Here is an 18,992-nt window from a genome sequence, read left to right as displayed (position 1 = left end):
CAAGCGGCGGCGCTGCTGTCAGGCCTGCGCCAGCCGGAACTGGCCGACCGCGTGATGCAGCGCATCCGCCTGGTCTTCCAGCGAGGCCGCGGCGGCCGCGGCTTCTTCCACCAGCGCGGCGTTCTGCTGCGCCATCTGGTCCATCTGCGACACCGCCTGGTTGACCTGCTCGATGCCGCCGGTCTGCTCCTCGGTGGCCGCGCGCATCTCGGCCATCAGGTCGGTCACGCGCTTGACCGCGCCGACGATCTCGTCCATCGCCTTGCCCGCGCTTTCCACGAGCACCGCGCCGTCGTCGACGCGCTGCGCTGAGTTGCCGATCAGCGCCTTGATCTCCTTGGCGGCGGTGGCGCTGCGCTGCGCCAGCGTGCGCACCTCGCCGGCCACCACCGCGAAGCCGCGGCCCTGGTCGCCGGCACGCGCCGCTTCCACGGCCGCATTGAGCGCGAGGATGTTGGTCTGGAAGGCAATGCCCTCGATCACGCCGATGATGTCAACCACCTTGCCCGAGGCGTTCTTGATCTCGCCCATGGTGTCCACCACCTGGCTGACGATGGTGCCGCCGCGCACCGCAATGTCCGACGCGCCTTCGGCCAGGTGGCTGGCCTGGCGCGCGTTCTCGGCGCTCTGGCGCACGGTGCTGGTGAGCTGCTCCATGCTGGCGGCGGTTTCCTGCAGCGACGTGGCCTGTTCTTCGCTGCGGCGCGACAGGTCGGCGTTGCCCGCGGCGATCTGCTTGGCCGCGCCCGCGATCGAATCGGCCGAGCCGCGGATGCTGCCGATCGCGCCGGTCAGGCGCGCCTGCATGCGCTGCATCGCATAGAGGACGCTGTGCTCGTCGCCGGGGCGCACCTCGACCTGGCTGCCGAGGTCGCCTTCGGCAATGCGGCCGGCGATGTGCGCCGTGATGGCGGGCTCGCCGCCCAACTGGCGCTGCAGGCTGGCCGCCACGCGCACCATCACCAGCGACATCAGCAAGCCAACTCCCAGCAGGATGCCAAACGCCTTCATCAGCTCGGCGCGGAACGCCGCCTCGATGTCGTCCAGGTACAGGCCCGCGATGAAGTTCCAGTCCCACGGGCGGAAGTTGGCCACGTAGCTCAGCTTGGGCTGCGGCGCCTCGGCGCCGGGCTTGGGCCACAGGTATTCGATAAAGCCCTTGCCAGGCCCTTTGCCGATCTCGGCGATTTCGCGGAAGAGGTAGACGCCGTTGGGGTCCTTGGTGCCTTCCATGGCCTTGCCGTTCATCTCCGGCTTGAACGGGTGCATCAGCACCACGGTGTCCGAGCGCATCAGCGTGAAATAGCCATCGCTGCCGAAGCGCATCGCGCGCACGCGCTCGATGGCCTGATTCCTGGCCTCGTCCTGCGTCAGCTTGCCGGCCTTGGCCAGGGCCTCGTACTCGGCCACCACCGAGAACGCGGTGTCGGTGACGTGGGCCAGGTCCAGGCGCCGCTCTTCCATGCGTAACGTGCGGATCTGCCAGGCGTTCCACAGCGTGATGCCGAGCAGGCAGACCCAGCTCAGCACCAGCGGCAATAACAGCTTCTTCTTCAGGCTCAGGTTGTGCAGCATTGCTTCCACTCCTCCATTTTCCGCGCTCGGCGCGTTTCTCATCGGCGGCACGCCGGCGGCGCCATGCATCGGTGGCGCCTGTCGCATGCGTGCGGGTCATCGCCTTAACGGCGGGGGAGGCAGCTAACTTGATTGGGGTAAATTCACCCCTTCGGGGTGATATGGTTAATTGGTTGCATCGTGCCGACATGCTTGTACTTTGTACATCTCTTCCAGCGATTCAGATCGCCGACGACAAGTGATCCCGTCCCGCTGCTTTACGTTGTAATGCGCTGTAACCCAACGCCCTCCCCGGATCGTTTGCGATTTCAAATGCGAACGATTATCCTTCTCTCTTCCGCACAGTCATTGTGCAGACAATGGCACACCTGAGCGCTATGTGATGCGCACAAGGGGCGCTCCAGCTATCCGTACACAGGGCAAGACCGGGCCGCGACTGGGCTGCGCCCGCCGACCAACCGCAATGACCGAAACCCAGCCGGCCTCCGGCCAGCAGCGCCGTGCCTTCTGGCTCAAGCATCTCCACCAGTGGCACTGGATCAGTTCCGCGATCTGCCTGATCGGGATGCTGCTGTTTGCCGTCACCGGCTTCACGCTCAACCACGCCGCACAGATCGAGGCCAGGCCCGCGGTCGAGACCCGCCACGCCACCATGCCCACGCGCGTGCTCGACCAGGTGCGAGCCGAAGCGCCGGCGGGCGATGCCCAGGCGCGTGAAAAGAAGGCGCCGGTGCCGGCGGTGCTGGCCGACTGGCTGGCGCAGGCGCTGGACATCGACGCCAGCGGGCGCGAGGCCGAATGGTCCGCCGACGAGATCTACGTGGCGCTGCCGCGCCCGGGCGGCGACGCCTGGGTCAGCCTGGAACTCGACAGCGGCGAAGCCCAGTACGAGAAAACCACGCGCGGCGCCATCTCTTACCTGAACGACCTGCACAAGGGCCGCAACACCGGCGCTGCGTGGAGCCTGTTCCTGGATGTGTTCGCGCTGGCGTGCCTGGTCTTCAGCGTAACCGGCCTGTTCCTGCTCAAGCTGCATGCGGCCGGGCGCGTGGGGACCTGGCCGCTGGTGGGGCTGGGACTGGTGGTGCCGGTGCTGCTGGCGATCCTGCTTATCCATTGAATCAACCGTTCCAACCGTTCCAACCGTTTTCCTTCCTGCATCTCACTGACGAGGTTTCTCCGATATGCGCCGACTGCTCTCCGTCACCCTGACCGGCATGGCCGCGGTTCCCCTGGCCGGCCCCGCGCTGGCCGCGGATCTCAGCGTCAAGGTCGACATCCCGCGCCTGACCGTGGCCGAGTACCACCGCCCCTACGTGGCGATGTGGGTCGAGCGCGCCGACCAGAGCCCGGTGCAGACCCTGGCGGTCTGGTACGACGGCAAGCTCAAGGACGGCGAAGGCACCAAGTGGCTCAAGGACATGCGCCAGTGGTGGCGCAAGGCCGGCCGCGACCTGCACATGCCGGCCGACGGCGTCTCCGGCGCCACGCGCGCGCCGGGCGAGCACAGCGTGAGCTTCAGCGACGGCAAGGCGCCGCTGGGCAAGCTGCCCGCGGGCAACTACCAGCTGGTGGTGGAAGCCGCGCGTGAAGTGGGCGGGCGCGAGCTGCTGCGCGTGCCGTTCACGTGGCCGCCGCAAGCCGCACAGACCGCCCGCGCCAAGGGCGAACACGAACTCGGCGGAGTGACCGTCGAACTGAAGCCGTAATCCTTCCGGAGCCAGACGATGAAACCTTCCCTTATTTCCGCCGCGTCTTCCCGCATGGCCACCCGCGTGGCCGTGCTCGCCCTGGCTGCCCTGGCCCCGCTGGCCGCGCACGCGCACCGCCAGTGGCTGCTGCCGTCGGCCACGGTGCTGTCCGGCAGCGATCCGTGGGTGACCGTGGATGCCGCAGTCTCCAACGACCTGTTCTACTTCGAGCACGTGCCGATGCGGCTCGACAACCTGCAGGTGACCGCGCCCGACGGCAGCGCCGTCAAGGCCGAGAACGCGGCCACCGGCAAGTACCGCAGCACCTTCGACCTGCACCTGACTCAGCCCGGCACGTACCGCGTGGCGGTGGTCAACAACGGCCTGTTCGCCAGCTACAAGGTCGACGGCCAGGCCAAGCGCTGGCGTGGCACCGCCGAGAACTTCGCCAGGGAAGTCCCGGCCAATGCGCAGGACCTGCAGGTCACCCAGGCCGAAGGCCGCATCGAATCCTTCGTCACCGCCGGCAAGCCCAGCGACAAGGGTCTGCGCACCGTCGGCCGCGGCCTGGAACTGGCGCCGATCACGCACCCGAACGACCTGGTCGCGGGCGACACCGCCAGCTTCCGCCTGCTGCTCGACGGCAAGCCCGCCAGCAACCTGAAGGTCTCGGTGGTGCCGGGCGGCATCCGTTACCGCGACCAGCTGCAGGAGTTCAGCGCCACCACCGACGCCGACGGCAAGTTCAGCGTCAAGTGGCCGGCCGCTGGCATGTACTGGATGGAAGCGGAGGTGAAGGACGACAAGACCACCTTCAAGCAGGCCAGGTCGCGCCGCGCCGTCTATGCGGTGACGGTGGAAGTGCTGCCGCAATAAGCCGGATGCCGGGTTTGAACCGCGTCCTGGTCCCCGTTGCGCTGACCGCGCCGCCGCAGCCGCCCGCCGCCGACACGCGGCTGCAGCGCTGGGGCGGCGTGACCATGGGCACGACCTGGTCGGTGGCGGCGCTGCTGCCGCCCGCGGCGGATGCTCACGGCATCGCCGCCGGCATCCAGGCCGTGCTCGATGGCGTGATCACGCAGATGAGCAACTGGGAAGCGGATTCCGACCTGAGTCGCTTCAACCGCGCGGCGCCGGGCAACTGGCACGCGCTGCCGGATGATTGCTTCGCGGTGCTGCAATGCGCGCTGCAGGTGGCGCGCGACAGCGGCGGCGCCTATGATCCGAGCGCCGGCCCGCTGGTGGACCTGTGGGGCTTCGGCCCCGCCCCGGCGCGCAGCGCGCCACCGTCGCCAGACGCGGTGCAGGCCACGCGCAGCCGCTGCGGCTGGGCCCGCATCGAAGTCGATGCGGCGGGCCGGCGCGCCCGGCAGCCAGGCGGCCTGTCGCTGGACTTCTGCGCCATCGCCAAGGGCTTTGCCGTCGACGCGGTAGCGCGCTACCTGTGTGAACAGGGCCTGGACCACCACCTGACTGAGATCGGCGGCGAACTGCGCGGCCATGGCGTCAAGCCCGACGTCATGCCGTGGTGGGTCGCGCTGGAATCACCACCCGGCCTGGACAGCGATGCCGCGGGGCAGACGCGGGTGGCGCTGCACGGCCTGTCCGTCGCCACCTCCGGCGACTATCGCCGCTATTTCGACAGTGACGGTCGCCGCTACGCCCATACCATCGATCCGCGCACCGGCTATCCGGCCAGCCACGCGCTGGCCTCGGTCACGGTCATCCATGGGCAGTGCATGCTGGCCGATGCGCTGTCCACCGCGCTGACCGTGCTGGGCCCGGAGGCCGGCATGGCGCACGCGCGCCGCCACGGCATTGCTGCGCGTTTCCTGGTGCGCACGCCGGACGGCTTCGACGAACATCTGTCGCCGGCCTTTGCCGCGATGCTGGCATGAGCGCGAAGGCCATGCCGTCCGCCGTCGCTGGCGCAAGCTGGCTTGCCGTTGCCGGCGGCGTCGCGCTGTCCGTGCTGGGGCCGTCGCGCATGGCCATGGCGGCCGGCGTGGTGGCAGCCTATGCGGGCTTCTGCAGCGCGGCGCTTGCACACCATCGCCAGCGGCGCGCGCGCGTGGCGACACTGGGTGGCACGGAAGCGGGTGCGACGCTGGTTGCCTATGCCTCGCAGACCGGGTTTGCCGAACAGCTGGCGCTGCAGACCGCCACCGCGCTGCAGGGCGCGGGCGTGCCGGTGCAACTGCTGTCGCTGGCCGATGTCGATGCGCGGCGCCTGCAGACATGCCGCCAGGCGCTGTTCCTGGTCAGCACCACCGGCGAGGGCGACGCCCCCGACAGTGCGTCCGGCTTTGCGCGCCGCTTGCTGGCTGGCGCGGATGGCCTGCAGTCCTTGCGCTACGGCATCCTCGCGCTCGGCGACAGCAGCTACGCGCGCTTCTGCGCCTTCGGCCACGCGCTCGACGGCTGGCTGCAGCGCCACCGTGCGCAGCCGCTGTTTGACCTAGTCGAAGTCGACAACGGCGACGCCGGCGCCCTGCGCCACTGGCAGAACCACCTGTCGGCCCTGAGCGGCGGCGCCGAGATTGCCGACTGGGAACGCCCGCGCTATGACAGCTGGCGGCTCGTGCAACGCCACCATCTGAACCCCGGCAGCCAGGGCGCGCCGGCGTTCCACCTGTCGCTGGCGCCGCAGGGCGATGCGGCAATGGACTGGCAAGCCGGCGACATCGCCGAGATCGGCCCGTGCCACGCGCCGGCCGAGGTTGAACGGCTGCTGGCGCGGCTTGGCCTGGACGGCGCCACGCCCGTGCGCTGCGATGGCCGCGACACCACCCTGGTCGAGGCCGTGGCCACGCGCATGCCATTGCCCGAACCGCACTTCGCGGTGATGCAGGGCCTGCCGCCGCAGCAACTGGTGGACACGCTGCCGCCGCTGCCGCACCGCGAGTATTCGATCGCCTCGCTGCCGCAGGACGGGCACCTCGAACTGCTGGTGCGGCAGACCCGCTACGGCGACGGCCGCCTCGGCCTGGCCTCCGGCTGGCTGACCGAGCACGCGGCCGTGGGCGCCCGCATCGCGCTGCGCGTCCGTACCAACCGCAGCTTCCACCCGCCGGCCGATGACCGGCCCCTGATCGTGGTCGGCAATGGCACCGGGCTGGCCGGCCTGCGCGCCCAGCTCAAGGCCCGCGCCGCGGCCGGGCAGCGCCGCAACTGGCTGCTGTTCGGCGAGCGCTCGGCGCAGCATGACGCGTTCTTTGCCGGGGAACTGGCCGCATGGCAGGCCGACGGCACGCTGCGGCGCGTGGACCATGCCTGGTCGCGCGACGGCGGCGCGCCGCGCTACGTGCAGGACGCCCTGCGCGCACAGGGCGAGACGGTACGCCAATGGGTGGCGGACGGCGCGGCCGTCTACGTCTGCGGCAGCCTGCAGGGCATGGCCGGCGGCGTCCATGACGCACTGGCGGGGATCCTCGGCGAAGACGCGCTGCGCCGGCTTGCCGACGACGGCCGCTACCGGCGCGACGTCTACTGAGCGAACCCGCAGCGACACGCGCCGTGCGGAGATCGGCCGTATGGCTCGCGCGCTGGGCGGGGATGCACTATCTTCCGTGTGAACTGCAAGACATCTGCAGCCAATCACAACACCGAGGAGACCTGATGTTACGCACCCCCCGCCGCCTGATCGCTGCGCTGGCCCTGCTCGCCACTACCATCCCGGCCGCCATGGCCGAAGTCCCCGCCCGCAACAACCTGCTTGCCGTGCCCGGCCTGGAGAAGCCCGCCAGCGTGCTGGTCGACCGCTGGGGCGTGCCGCATATCTATGCCGGCACGCTCTACGACGCCTTCTTCGTCCAGGGCTTCATGGCCGCGCGCGACCGCCTGTGGCAGATCGACCTGTGGCGCAAGCGCGGACTTGGCGAGATGGCCAGGGATTTCGGCCCGGCCTATGCCGACGGCGACCGCATGGCGCGCGCGGTGCTGTTCCGCGGCGACATGTACCGCGAATGGCTGGCGTATGGCTCCGACGCCAAGCGCGTGGCCGAGGCCTTCGTGGCCGGGGTGAACGCCTATGTGGCGCTGACCGAGCAGAGGCCCGAGCTGCTGCCGCCCGAATTCCGCAAGCTCAACTACAAGCCTGCGCGCTGGCAGGCCGAAGACATCGTGCGCATCCGCCACCACGGCCTGACGCTCAACTTCACCGGCGAAGTCGAACGCGCCCAGCTCTATTGCCAGGCCAAACAGGACGCCCCGCGTGCCGACTGGCTGCGCCGCGAACTCGACCCGCAGATCGAGCCCAGGCTCAGTCCCGGCATCGACCCCTGCACGGTTCCCGCCGCCGAACTGCGCCGCGCCTACGAACTGGCCACCGCCGCAGCGCGCTTCCCGAAAGAGGCGTGGGGCAATGCGCAGGCCGCCAGCATCCCGCTCGACCAGCTCTACGCACTGGTGGACCCCAACAGCGACACCGGCCGCAGCCTCGGGTCGAACAACTGGGTCATCGGCGGCAAGCGCACCACCACCGGCCGCCCGATCCTGGCCAACGACCCGCACCGCTCGCACGGCGCGCCCAGCCTGCGCTATATCAGCCACCTGAACGCGCCGGGAATGTCGGTGATCGGCGCGGGCGAGCCGTTCCTGCCCGGCATCTCGATCGGGCACAACGGCACCATCGCCTTCGGCCTGACGCGCTTCTACATGGACCAGGAGGACCTGTACGGCTACGAGCTCAATCCGGCCAACCCGCATGAGTACAAGTACAAGGGCCGCTGGGAACCGATGGAGACCATCACCGAAGAGATCGTGGTCAAGGGCGAGTCCACCCCGCGCAAAGTCACCATCGACTTCACGCGCCACGGCCCGGTGCTGGTCGCCGATGCCGGCCGCGCACAGGCCTGGGCGCTGCGCGCCGCGTGGCTCGACTACGGCATGGCGCCGTACTTCGGCTCGATGGACTATATGCGCGCGCGCAACTGGGACCAATTCCGCGCCGCCATGAACCGCTGGGGCGCGCCCGGCGAAAACCAGGTCTATGCCGACACCAGCGGCAACATCGGCTGGATCCCGGGAGGGCTGACCGTCAAGCGGCCCAACTGGGACGGCCTCACGCCGGTGGCGGGCGATGGCCGCTACGAGTGGGCCGGCTACCGCAACATGGACGAGCTGCCGTGGGCCTTCAATCCCGCGCCAGGCTATATCGTCACCGCCAACGAGAACAACATCCCGCCCGAGCACCCCGCCGCGAAACTTGGCGTGGGCTACGAATGGAGCGACAGCTCGCGCGCGCGCCGGCTCAAGGCTCTGGTGGGAGCCAATGCGCGCAGCTCGGTGCAGGACTCGATGGCGTGGCAGAACGACACCGTGTCGCTGCCGGCGCAGCGCGCGGTCGCGATGCTGCAGGATGTGAGCAGCGATGACCCGCAACTGGCCCGCGGCCTGGACCTGCTGCGCAACTGGGACGGCAACGAGCGCGCGGACAGCGCCGCCGCGGCACTGTTCGAGGTCTGGTTTAGCAAGCACCTGCGCCAGGCCGTGGTGCGCGCCGCGCTGCCGCCAGAAGCCGCGCGGCTGGTGGGCGCGGGCGATGCCGCGCGCGTGCTGGCGGTGCGGGAGCAGCCCGGGCCGCGGATGCCGGTGGAGCGGCGCAATGCGGTGATGCTGGAATCGCTGAAAGCCGCCATGGCCGAACTCGAAGCCAAGCTCGGCCCCGATCCGCGCGCATGGCAATGGGGCAAGCTCCACACCGCCGTGTTCACGCATCCGATGGACCCGATCCTGAGCGACGCGGAACGCCAGCAGTTCAACGTCAACGCCGGCCCGATCGGCGGCTCGGCCTTCACGCCGATGAACACCAGCTACCGCAACACGGACTTCCGCCTGACCGCCGGCGCGTCGTTCCGCATGGTGCTGGACGTGGGCAACTGGGATGCCTCGCGCGTGGTCAACACGCCGGGGCAGTCAGGGAATCCGGCCAGCCCGCATTACCGGGACCTGGCGCCGTTGTGGGCGAAGGGGGAGTATTTCCCGCTGGTGTATACGCGCAAGGCGGTGGAGAAGGCTAGCCGGGAACGGTTGGAGTTGGTGCCGCAGTGAGGGTGGGGAACTCATGCGTCTGAAGTAGCCATGAAGCCTGGCAGCGCACCCCTCTCCCGCAAGCGGGCGAGGGGTGCAAGCCGGCGGGAACCGAGAGGCGGCAGCGGACGCGGCGCTTGCCGCTTTCTCTTACTTCAACATCTTCAACAACGCCTCCGCCACCGCATCAGACGATGCCGGATTCTGCCCCGTCACCAGTCGCCCTGCGACCACGACATAGCTGGCCCAGTCCTCGCCACGCGTGAACCGCCCGCCGTTGGCCTTGAGCATGTCCTCCACCAGGAAGGGCACCACCTTGGTCAGCTGCACGGCTTCTTCCTCACTGTTGGTGAAGCCGGTCACCTCCTTGCCCTTGACCAGCGGTTCCCCGTCCGCGCTCTTGGTATGGCGGAACACCGCCGGTGCGTGGCATACCGCTCCCACCGGCTTGCCGGCGCGGTCGAACTGCTCGATCAGCGCGACCGAGCGCTTGTCTTCGGCCAGATCCCACAGCGGGCCGTGGCCGCCCGGATAGAAGATGGCGTCGAAGTCTTCCGCCTTCACCTGGTCCAGCGTCAGCGTGCTGGCCAGCGCAGCCTTGGCGGCCGGGTCACTTTGGAAGCGCCGGGTGGCATCGGTCTGGGCGCCGGGATCGTCGCTTTTCGGGTCGATCGGCGGTTGGCCGCCCTTGGGCGAGGCCAGCGTGATGTCGGCGCCGGCGTCCTTGAAGACGTAGTAGGGCGCGGCGAATTCCTCCAGCCAGAAGCCGGTCTTGTGGCCGGTATTGCCCAACTGGTCGTGGGAGGTCAGCACCATCAGGATGTTCATTGTTCCGCTCCATGTCGGTTCACAAGCAGCCGGGCTGAAATGCCGCGGCACTGGCAACATCCTAGGCAGCGGACTATGATTCGAAAACTTCTATTATTCGATCTCTGCTATCCAAAAAATGAATATCGGCAGCAAGGACCTTAACCTGCTGTACGTGTTCCACGTGCTGTATCAGGAGGGCAATGCCTCGCGCGCGGCCGCGCGTATGGCGCTGAGCCAGCCGGCGCTGAGCCACAAGCTCAACCGCCTGCGCGACGAGCTGGGCGATCCGCTGTTCGTGCGTGCGCCGCGTGGCCTGACGCCTACGCCGCGCGCGCATGCGCTGGCGCCGCAGGTGCAGCGGCTGGTCGGGGACCTCGACGCGTTCTATGACGCCTGTGCCGGCCACGATTACCTGGCGCGCAGCGAGCACCTGCATATCTACACCACCGACTACATGGAGCAGCTGCTGCTGCCCGCCCTGCTGCCGCGGCTGCGCAGCCAGGCGCCGGGCGTGGTGCTGGTCACGCACAACACGCGCGGCGAGCTGCCGCGCGAGGAACTGGAGAAGGGCACCTGCGACCTGGCGATCGCGGGCTTCTATGAGAACCTGCCTGATACCTTCCATCAGCAGCGGCTATGCAGCGAGGACTTCGTGGTGCTGGCCTCGCGCGCCAATCCGCGCATCGCCGACGGCCTCGATCTCGACGCCTTCCTGGCGTGCGAGCACCTGCTGACCACGCTGACCGGCGACCTCAACGGCGTGGTCGACCGCGCGCTGGCCCGGCAGGGGCACAAGCGCACAGTAGTGGCGGGGTTGTCGAGCTTCCTTGCCCCGAGCCGGCTGGTGCGCGGCACGGAACTGCTGCTGACCTGCCTGCGCTCGGTCGCGGAAGAGGCGGTGGCGCGCGATCGTGAACTGGTGCTGCTGCCGGTGCCGTTCGCACTGCCCCAGGTCGACATGATGCAGATCTGGCACGCGCGCACCGATGCTGACCGGCTGCGGCGCTGGCTGCGCCAGCAGATCCAGGAGGTGGCTAGCGGCATCAGCGCGGCCGAGCCGGCCGCGCGCAAGCCCCGCGTCAGGCGCGGTTGACCACCGGCAGCAGCGCGCCTTGCACGGCGCGAGCCGCATCCGAGGCCAGGAACAGGATCACATCGGCCAGCGCGTCCAGGCTGACCCAGCGCGTGGCATCGGCATCCGGCATGGCCTGGCGGTTCTCCGGCGTATCCAGCACGCTGGGCAGCACCGCGTTGACGCGGATGCCCTGGTCGCGCAGCTCTGCCGACATCGATTCAGTCACGCGCGCCAGCGCGTCCTTCGAGGCGCAATAGGCGCTCATCTGCGCCAGCCCGCGCGCCGCCGAGTTGGCGCCCACGTTGACGATGGCGCCGCCGCCGGCGGCCAGCATGTGTGGCACCACCGCGCGCGCCATGTTCAGCACCGTGCCCACGTTCATGTCGAACAGGTGGTTCCAGGCGTCGGCGCTGGTTTCATGCACGCTTGGGCCCATGGCGAAGCCGCCGGCCAGGTTGCACACCACGTCGATGCGCCCGCCGGCCTGAACCGCTTGCGCGACGGCCTCGCTCAGTTGGGCGGCATCAAGCAGGTCCGCCTGCAGCGCCAGGTGGCCCGTGCCCGCTTCGGGCAGCGGCGCCACATGCCGGTCCAGCAGCACCACGCGCGCGCCTGCCTGCGCAAAGGCCTGCGCCACGGCGCGGCCCAGGTTGCCGTGTGCGCCGGTGATCAATACGTTCTTGTCGTTGAAGTTCATTGCGTGCTCCTGCGCCGTCGTGGCGCGCATGGTCGGGGTCAGCATCGCCCGGGGCCGGCTTTTGCCATCGTGGGCCGGGGCGAAAAACGCAAGCCAGTCTACGCACCGCTCCCCAACATTTGCTTGCGAAATTGCCTCGGGCTAACCCTTGAACGGCACAGGAAGTTGCGCGCCGGGTCGGCGTCATTGCCGATTGCGCCGTGGCTTGCGCACTGGTGCGGTGTCCGCGGGGGCGGCCGCCGCTTCCGCTGCCGCGGTCTGTTCAAGGAAGGCCACCAGCAGCCGCGCCGCCGGTGACAGCAGTTCCAGGTCGCGGAAGCAGATGGCAAAGCGCCGCCGCGCCCAGTCGTTGCGCAGCGGGATCACGCGCAGGCCGAAGGTGGGCGCGATCGGCGCGGCGATCTCGGCCGGGATGATGGTGATGCCCAGGTTGGCCCGCACACAGCGCAGCGCAGCGTCGAAGGTCGAGACCACCGCGCGGTAGGCAATGCCGCGCCCGAGGATGGCCGCATAGCGCGTCAGCATGGTCTGCACCGCGGTCTGGGCGGGCATGCCGATATGGTCGCAGTCCAGCGTGTCCTCGAAGCGGCAGTCGGCGGCCTGCGCCAGCGGATGCGAGGCATGTACCACTGCCGCGAGCTGGTCGGTGCGGTAGGGCCGGGTCTGGAAGCCTTCCAGGTCGGCCGCGTCCCAGCAGATCCCCAGCGGCGCCGAGCCCTCGCGCAGCGCGCGCACCACGTCGCTGCTCAGGCTTTCCTCGATGGTCACGCGCACGTCGCGGTTGACCGGTTGCTGCAGGAAGGCGGCAATATCGTCCGGCAGCGATTCGGCCATCGACGACACCGTGGCCAGCAGCCGCACCTGCCCGCGGATGCCGGCGCCGTAGTCGGCCATGTCCCGCGCGACGCGGTCCGCCGCCGCCAGCATGGCGCGCGCATGCGCCAGCACCATCTCGCCCGCGGGCGTCGGGATCACGCCGCGGCGGCGGCGTTCCAGCAGGGTTGCGCCCACGGTCTCCTCCAGTTGCGCCAGCCGCTTGCTGATGGCGGATGCCACGATGTGCTTCTGCTCGCCCGCGCGCGCCATGTTGCGGGTTTCGCAGACGGCGATGAACAGGCGCAGGGTGGTGAGGTCGAGGTCTCGCATGGCTGTGAGGGAATGCGGGTTTCCGGAATGGAATGGTAAGCCCTCTTTGGTTGCCGGAATCATGCATCCGGGAATTCCTGGATGTCGCTGTGCGGCGCCAGGCAGACATTCCGGTTCGGAATGTTATCGTGCATAAATCACCGCTTCAGCTCTTTGGCAGAAACTCATAGAGTTCTTCCGTCGCCCCCACCGCGGGGCGCAAACCGGAAGCCCCTGAATCATGTCTGTTCCCTTTCCCCGCCACGCCGTTATCCGCGAAGTCGGATTGCGCGATGGCCTGCAGAGCATCCGCACCATCCTGCCCACGGCCAGCAAGGAAGCGTGGATTCGCGGCGCCTACGCGGCCGGCCTGCGTGAGCTGGAAGTCGGCTCGTTCGTGCCCGCGCACCTGCTGCCGCAACTGGCCGATACCGCGCAGCTGGTCGCGTTCGCGCGCACGCTGCCGGGCCTGTTCGTCTCAGTGCTGGTGCCCAACCTGCGCGGCGCGCAGGATGCGCTGGCCAGCGGTGCGGACCTGATGCTCGTGCCGCTGTCGGCCAGCCATGCGCACAGCCTGGCCAACCTGCGCAAGACGCCGGACGAGGTGGTGGCGGAAGTCGCCCGCATCCGCGCCGCGCGCGATGCCAGCGGCGCGAAGACGCTGATAGAGGGCGGTGTCGGCACCGCGTTCGGCTGCACGCTGCAGGGCCATGTCGATCCCGATGAAGTGCTGCGCCTGATGCAGGCGCTGCTCGATGCCGGCGCCGACCGCGTCAGCCTGGCCGATACCGTCGGCTATGCCGACCCGCGCATGGTGCGCGAGCTGTTTGCGCGCGCCGTCGATATCGCCGGCGATCGCTTCTGGTGCGGCCATTTCCACGATACCCGCGGGCTTGGCCTGGCCAACGTCCACGCGGCGCTGGAAACCGGCGTGAGCCGCTTTGACGCTTGCCTGGCCGGCATCGGCGGCTGCCCGCACGCGCCCGGCGCCAGCGGCAATGTCACGACCGAAGACCTGGCCTACATGCTCGGCAGCATGGGCATCGACACCGGCATCGATATCGGCCGCCTGCTGGCGCTGCGTGAAGACGTGGCTGGCTGGCTCAAGGACGAAACCCTGCACGGCACGCTGTGGCGCGCCGGCCTGCCCAAGACCTTCCCGGCCCAGCACGCTGGCGCCGCTGCCTGAGACGCAAGATGACCCAAGACAACAGAAACTCCCTGCCGCTGGCCGGCATCCGCGTGGTCGAATTCACGCATATGGTGATGGGCCCCACCTGCGGCATGATCCTGGCCGACCTGGGCGCCGAAGTGATCAAGGTAGAGCCGCCCGGCGGCGACAAGACGCGCAACCTGCCGGGCCTGGGCATCGGCTTCTTCCGCGCCTTCAACCGCAACAAGAAGAGCGTGGTGCTGGACATCACCACCGAGGAAGGGCGCGCCGCCGCGGCCGAGCTGGCGGGCCAGAGCGACGTGCTGCTGGAGAACTTCCGGCCCGGCCTGATGCAGAAGCTGGGGCTGGACTACGCCACGCTGTCGCGCGACTACCCGCACCTGATCTACGTCTCGCACAAGGGCTTCCTGCCCGGCCCGTACGAGAACCGGCTGGCGCTGGACGAGGTGGTGCAGATGATGGGCGGCCTGTCCTACATGACCGGCCCAAGCGGGCGTCCGCTGCGCGCGGGCACCTCGGTCAACGACATCATGGGCGGCATGTTCGGCGCCATCGGCGTGCTGGCCGCGCTGCGCGAGCGCGACCGCACCGGGCGCGGCCAGGAGATCCAGAGCGCGCTGTTCGAGAACTGCGTGTTCCTCGCCTCGCAGCATATGCAGCAGTTTGCAATGACCGGCGAGGCGCCGCCGCCGATGCCGTCGCGCGTGTCGGCGTGGAGCGTGTATGACGTCTTCACGCTGGCCGGCGACGAGCAGCTGTTTATCGGCGCCGTCAGCGACAAGCAGTTCGTGACGTTGTGCCAGGTGCTGGAGCACCCGGAGCTTCTCGACAAGCCCGAGTACGTCAGCAATGCCTCGCGCGTGGCGGTGCGTCCGCAACTGCTCGATGAGCTGGGCGCAATCCTGCGCCACCACCGCAGCGCAGAACTGGCGCCCAAGCTCGAAGCCGCCGGCATCCCGTATGCGCCGATCGTGCGCCCGGACCAGTTGCTCGACGATCCGCACCTGCTTGCCAGCGGCGGGCTGGTGCCGATGCAGGCCGACGATGGCTCGACCACGCCCACGGTGCTGCTGCCGCTGCTGATGGGCGGGCGCCGCCCGGGCGTGCGGCGGCCGCTGCCTAGGGCCGGCGAGCACAACGAAGAGATCCTGTCGCAGCTCGGCCAGGGCCGCAACGGCTGAGCGGTACCACGACGGGCATGCCGCGGCACAGCGGCAGCCCGCAAAGATCCTACGATAACGATACGGAGACAACCCCATGCACCCCCGTCGCATCCTTCTCAAGTCAGGGCTGGCGCTGGCCGCCACCATGGCCGCCGCGCTGGCCGCGCCCGGCATCGGCGCGCTCGCGCAGGGCAGCACCGGCAAGCCGGTGCGCCTGATCCTGCCGATCAGCGCCGGCTCCGGCGTGGACACCATCGCGCGCGCGGCCGGTCCGGCCCTGGGCAAGGCCTTTGGCCAGCCGGTGGTGATCGAGAACCTGCCCGGCGCCGGCGGCATCACCGGGGCCGCGGCCGTGGTCAAGGCGCAGCCGGACGGCAGCACGCTCGGGCTGGTCTCGAACAACCATGTCATCAACCCGAGCGTGTTCCGCACGATGCCGTTCGATGCCATCAAGGACATCACCCCGATCAGCGTGATCGGCACCACGCCGCTGGTGCTTGTCGTGAATCCCAAGGTGCCGGCAAGGAACGTGAAGGAACTGGTGGCGCTGCTCAAGGCCAAGCCCGACGGCTACAACTACGGGTCGTCCGGCAATGGCACCATCATCCACCTGGCCGGGGAGATGTTTCTGGACGAGGCCGGCGTGAGTGCGCGCCATGTGCCGTACAAGGGCACCGGGCCGATGATGAACGACCTGATCGCCGGACAGGTGGAGCTGGGCGTGGTCGCGCTCAACGCAGTGGCGCCGCACCTGAAGGCCGGCACGCTGCGTGCGATCGGCGTGTGCGGCGACAAGCGCTCGGCCGCCGCGCCGGACATCCCCACCATCGCCGAACAAGGCTTGCCCCGCTACAACGTCGCCGGCTGGTTTGCCGTGGTCGGCCCCGCCGGCATGCCCCCGGCAGAGGTCAAGCGCGTGCATGACGCATTTGCCAGGGCCTTCACCTCGCCCGAAGTGCTGGAAGCCATGAAGAAGCAGGCCACCGTGATCGAGCCCGGCACACCCGAGGCAGCCGCCAGTTTCTTCCGCAGCGAGGCCACGCGCTACGCCGCCCTGGTGAAGAAGGCCAACGTCAAGGTCGAATAGCGACGGCTGGGCTGAACCATCGGGCACGGCCTGCAGGCCGCGCGGCGAACGCCTAGAATGCAGCATCGCCCCCGTGACGATGCCCTGCAGGAGGACGCGCCATGACCGACAAGCCAGTCAGGATCCCCGGCCCCGACCACCCGATCACCATCACGCCGACTGCCGGCAGGGTGGTGGTCAGGGTGGCGGGCATTGCCATTGCAGACAGCGACGCGGCGCTGACCCTGCAAGAGGCGACCTACCCACCGGTGCAGTACATCCCGCGCGAGCATGTCGACATGACGCAGCTGGAGCGTACAGCGCACACGACGTACTGCCCATACAAGGGCGATTGCAGCTATTTCTCCATCCCCGCCGGCGGCGAGCGCGCGCGCAATGCGGTGTGGAGCTACGAGACGCCTTACCCCGCGGTGGCGGCGATCGCCTCGCACCTGGCCTTCTACCCCGACCGCGTCGACAGCATCGAGATCCTCGGCGCCTGAGCGCGCGCGCCGCCTGGCATGGCGGCAATAGCCATCTGCGGATTCGGCACGCCCCATGTGCTGGACATAGTCAGCGCCCTAGGGGCCGAGTGCCGCGTCGATCATGGCCACGGCCAGCCCGACCAGTAGCGCAACCGCCGACGCGATGAACCATCGCACGGTCTTGCGGTACTCATCCACTGCATCGTCCTCGATGCGCAGCGCGCGATAGAGCGCCACGATCTGCAGCGACACCGCGGCCAGCAGCGATACCGCGGCGAACAGCGCGCGCAGGTTCCAGTGGCCGGGACTCTCGAAGCCCCAGAATCGCCAGAACGCCAGCGAGAAGCCGAGCAGCACTGTGATCGCGGTAATGATGCCCTGGCGGTAGCCGTTGGGCACCAGTTGCGGCGCGGGCTTGGGCGCAGCCGCTGGCTCGGGGGCATTCATCTGGCGCCTCCATGATAGTTTTGCGCGGCCGCAGTCCGAGCCGACAGCCCTGCCGCTACGCCGCGGGCTCAGCTTCGGTTCTCCGGCAACTGCACCACGGCCAACGTGGCATCGGCAGTACCGATGACCCTGCTGACATGCCCTTTGCCCGTGGTGTCTTCCAGCAGCAGGGCACTGCCCGCCGACAGCGGCCGCAGCTCGCCATCGCTGGCTTCGAACTCCATTGCCCCCGCCAACACGAAGATCCACATGCGCAGCGGCGACGGGTGCAGTGCTCCCACCCAGCCGGCCGGCACCAGCAGGAAGCCCTGGCGCGCGGCCTCGTCCAGCGGCGACACCCAGAAGGCGCGCGCGGGCGGTGCGAACAGGCGCTCGGTGATGGCAACGGAAAGGGGGCCAAAGTGGGATTCGCCGTCGGCATCCGCGAAAAGCCGTTCGAAGGCCAGCGGTGGACGGGCGGTTGTGACGGGTTCGGCAGTGACAGCCATGGCGGACCTCCCTGCGGCGCGTTGCGCGCGGCATTGTTATGCAGCCAGTCTAGGCTGCCGGGCGCGGAGTGCAATGCCGGTCACGGGGCGCGCGCTGGTGCCCCGCACCGTGCGTCAACCCTTGCTGAAGATGCTGTAGAAGTCCGGCGTGCCGCTGTCGGGCACGCTCAGGTCGAGCGAACCCTCGATGTGTTCCAGGTGTTCCGCCATCAACGCGCTGGCGCGCGCGGCGTCGCGCTGCTCGATGGCGTCGATCAGCTGGCGGTGCTCATGCTCGGCGCAGGCCGGCGCGCCGGGGCGGTCGTACAGCGTGATGATGAGGCAGGTCAGCGACACCATCTCGCGGATCAGCTTTTCGAGGATGGCATTGCCGGCCATCTCGGCCAGCAGGATATGGAATTCTCCTGACAGGCGGATCATCGCGGCGCGGTCGCCGCGTGCGCGCGCGTTGTCTTCTTCCATCGCGTGGCGGCGCAGGCTGCGGACCTTGGCCGGCGTGGCACGCTGGGCCAGTTCGGCTGCCAGCGCGGGCTCGACCACGCGGCGTGCCTGGAACACCTCGCGCGCCTCGTCCACCGTGGGGCTGGAGACAAAGGCGCCGCGGTTGGGTACCAGCGTGACCAGCTTCTCATGCGCCAGGCGCGCGAAGACCTGGCGGATACGCGCCCGGCTGGCGCCGGTCACTTCGCACAGCCGTTCCTCCACCAGCTTGGTGCCGGCCAGCAGGCGGTGCTCCATGATCGCGGTCAGCAGGCTCAGGTAGATCGCCTCGGTGGCGGAAGCCTCGCTGGTGGTGGCCTCCGGGCCGGCACTTTCCTCCGGCGCGGCATTGGCGGTGGCCTTGGGTGCCGTTTTCAGTGTTGCCTTGGACGCGGGCCGGCGCGGCGTTTTTGCTGCGGTGCCGGGCGCCGCCTTCTTCGATGTGGTTGCCATATCAGGGGACGGACATTCAGCCTGTCGCCGGAAATGGCGACGAAAGACGGCTATATCGTACACAAATATGGCGACACGGGCGGCATTTGTCAGGCCGGGGCAACTTCCTCGCGCATCGTGCCCGCGGCTGCGAACGGGTGCACCTGCGCCCAATGCCGGGCGATGTCGACACGGCGGCAGATCCACACCTTGTCGTGTCCCTGCACATAGTCGAGGAAGCGCTGCAGCGCGCG

The 18,992-nt window shown here is 69.0% G+C and carries 18 protein-coding genes; 11 read left to right on the top strand and 7 right to left on the bottom strand.

What is annotated here, in order from left to right:
• Positions 1-18: 18 nt before the first annotated feature.
• Positions 19-1,575 (bottom strand): methyl-accepting chemotaxis protein, encoded by a 1,557-nt coding sequence (locus tag AC1Q7H_RS37560; RefSeq protein ID WP_211979493.1) that lies wholly within the window; start codon positions 1,573-1,575, stop codon positions 19-21.
• A 463-nt stretch (positions 1,576-2,038) separates the two neighbouring features.
• Between AC1Q7H_RS37560 and AC1Q7H_RS37555 the strand changes: the two genes are divergently transcribed.
• The 6 genes from AC1Q7H_RS37555 to AC1Q7H_RS37530 all read left to right on the top strand — a co-directional run bounded on the left by AC1Q7H_RS37555 (position 2,039) and on the right by AC1Q7H_RS37530 (position 9,317).
• Complete coding sequence (locus tag AC1Q7H_RS37555; protein WP_153956600.1) at positions 2,039-2,695, top strand: PepSY-associated TM helix domain-containing protein; 657 nt, start codon at positions 2,039-2,041, stop codon at positions 2,693-2,695.
• A gap of 64 nt (positions 2,696-2,759) precedes the next feature.
• The gene (locus AC1Q7H_RS37550) at positions 2,760-3,284 is read left to right on the top strand and encodes a DUF2271 domain-containing protein (protein WP_013954019.1); all 525 of its coding nucleotides are present in this window, start codon (positions 2,760-2,762) and stop codon (positions 3,282-3,284) included.
• Between the two features lie 18 nt (positions 3,285-3,302).
• Positions 3,303-4,142 (top strand): DUF4198 domain-containing protein, encoded by an 840-nt coding sequence (locus AC1Q7H_RS37545; protein ID WP_013954018.1) that lies wholly within the window; start codon positions 3,303-3,305, stop codon positions 4,140-4,142.
• 5 nt (positions 4,143-4,147) lie between these two features.
• On the top strand, positions 4,148-5,164 hold the full coding sequence (locus AC1Q7H_RS37540) for an FAD:protein FMN transferase (protein WP_013954017.1): 1,017 nt from the start codon (positions 4,148-4,150) through the stop codon (positions 5,162-5,164).
• Positions 5,165-5,175: 11 nt separating this feature from the next.
• The gene (locus AC1Q7H_RS37535; protein ID WP_492382372.1) at positions 5,176-6,759 is read left to right on the top strand and encodes a sulfite reductase subunit alpha; all 1,584 of its coding nucleotides are present in this window, start codon (positions 5,176-5,178) and stop codon (positions 6,757-6,759) included.
• 125 nt (positions 6,760-6,884) lie between these two features.
• Positions 6,885-9,317 (top strand): penicillin acylase family protein, encoded by a 2,433-nt coding sequence (locus AC1Q7H_RS37530; RefSeq protein WP_211979491.1) that lies wholly within the window; start codon positions 6,885-6,887, stop codon positions 9,315-9,317.
• A gap of 129 nt (positions 9,318-9,446) precedes the next feature.
• Here the strand turns inward: AC1Q7H_RS37530 and AC1Q7H_RS37525 are convergent, their stop codons facing one another.
• Positions 9,447-10,124, bottom strand: a complete 678-nt coding sequence (locus AC1Q7H_RS37525) for a type 1 glutamine amidotransferase domain-containing protein (protein ID WP_153956598.1) — start codon at positions 10,122-10,124, stop codon at positions 9,447-9,449.
• Positions 10,125-10,242: 118 nt separating this feature from the next.
• Between AC1Q7H_RS37525 and AC1Q7H_RS37520 the strand changes: the two genes are divergently transcribed.
• A complete protein-coding gene (locus tag AC1Q7H_RS37520) occupies positions 10,243-11,199 on the top strand; it encodes a LysR family transcriptional regulator (protein WP_013954013.1) in 957 nt (318 codons plus the stop codon).
• On the opposite strand, the gene AC1Q7H_RS37515 is transcribed toward AC1Q7H_RS37520, so the two are convergent.
• The gene (locus AC1Q7H_RS37515; RefSeq protein WP_013954012.1) at positions 11,186-11,878 is read right to left on the bottom strand and encodes an SDR family NAD(P)-dependent oxidoreductase; all 693 of its coding nucleotides are present in this window, start codon (positions 11,876-11,878) and stop codon (positions 11,186-11,188) included. The two genes, AC1Q7H_RS37520 and AC1Q7H_RS37515, sit on opposite strands and share 14 nt — an antisense overlap.
• A 183-nt stretch (positions 11,879-12,061) precedes the next feature.
• Entirely contained in the window at positions 12,062-13,024 is a 963-nt protein-coding gene (locus AC1Q7H_RS37510; protein WP_492382370.1) for a LysR family transcriptional regulator, read from the bottom strand.
• Between the two features lie 220 nt (positions 13,025-13,244).
• Between AC1Q7H_RS37510 and AC1Q7H_RS37505 the strand changes: the two genes are divergently transcribed.
• From AC1Q7H_RS37505 to AC1Q7H_RS37490, 4 genes are all read left to right on the top strand, one after another.
• Entirely contained in the window at positions 13,245-14,192 is a 948-nt protein-coding gene (locus AC1Q7H_RS37505) for a hydroxymethylglutaryl-CoA lyase (protein WP_013954010.1), read from the top strand.
• Between the two features lie 8 nt (positions 14,193-14,200).
• On the top strand, positions 14,201-15,358 hold the full coding sequence (locus AC1Q7H_RS37500; protein ID WP_013954009.1) for a CaiB/BaiF CoA transferase family protein: 1,158 nt from the start codon (positions 14,201-14,203) through the stop codon (positions 15,356-15,358).
• A 76-nt stretch (positions 15,359-15,434) separates the two neighbouring features.
• Positions 15,435-16,427 carry a tripartite tricarboxylate transporter substrate binding protein gene (locus AC1Q7H_RS37495; RefSeq protein ID WP_153956594.1) on the top strand — a complete coding sequence of 331 codons (993 nt, stop codon included), beginning with the start codon at positions 15,435-15,437 and terminating at the stop codon, positions 16,425-16,427.
• A gap of 101 nt (positions 16,428-16,528) precedes the next feature.
• Complete coding sequence (locus AC1Q7H_RS37490) at positions 16,529-16,909, top strand: DUF427 domain-containing protein (protein ID WP_013954007.1); 381 nt, start codon at positions 16,529-16,531, stop codon at positions 16,907-16,909.
• 78 nt (positions 16,910-16,987) lie between these two features.
• Here the strand turns inward: AC1Q7H_RS37490 and AC1Q7H_RS37485 are convergent, their stop codons facing one another.
• The 3 genes from AC1Q7H_RS37485 to AC1Q7H_RS37475 form a co-directional block, all read right to left on the bottom strand.
• The gene (locus tag AC1Q7H_RS37485; RefSeq protein WP_013954006.1) at positions 16,988-17,338 is read right to left on the bottom strand and encodes a hypothetical protein; all 351 of its coding nucleotides are present in this window, start codon (positions 17,336-17,338) and stop codon (positions 16,988-16,990) included.
• A 68-nt stretch (positions 17,339-17,406) separates the two neighbouring features.
• Positions 17,407-17,826, bottom strand: a complete 420-nt coding sequence (locus AC1Q7H_RS37480) for a cupin domain-containing protein (protein WP_013954005.1) — start codon at positions 17,824-17,826, stop codon at positions 17,407-17,409.
• Positions 17,827-17,940: 114 nt separating this feature from the next.
• Positions 17,941-18,759: a GntR family transcriptional regulator gene (locus AC1Q7H_RS37475; RefSeq protein ID WP_211979488.1), complete on the bottom strand. Its 819-nt coding sequence runs from the start codon at positions 18,757-18,759 to the stop codon at positions 17,941-17,943.
• Positions 18,760-18,992: the final 233 nt, after the last annotated feature.

This window comes from Cupriavidus sp. GW823-FHT06D04 (assembly GCF_058795055.1).
Note: the sequence above shows the minus strand (reverse complement) of the source record. Positions and strands in the feature narration are given on the sequence as shown.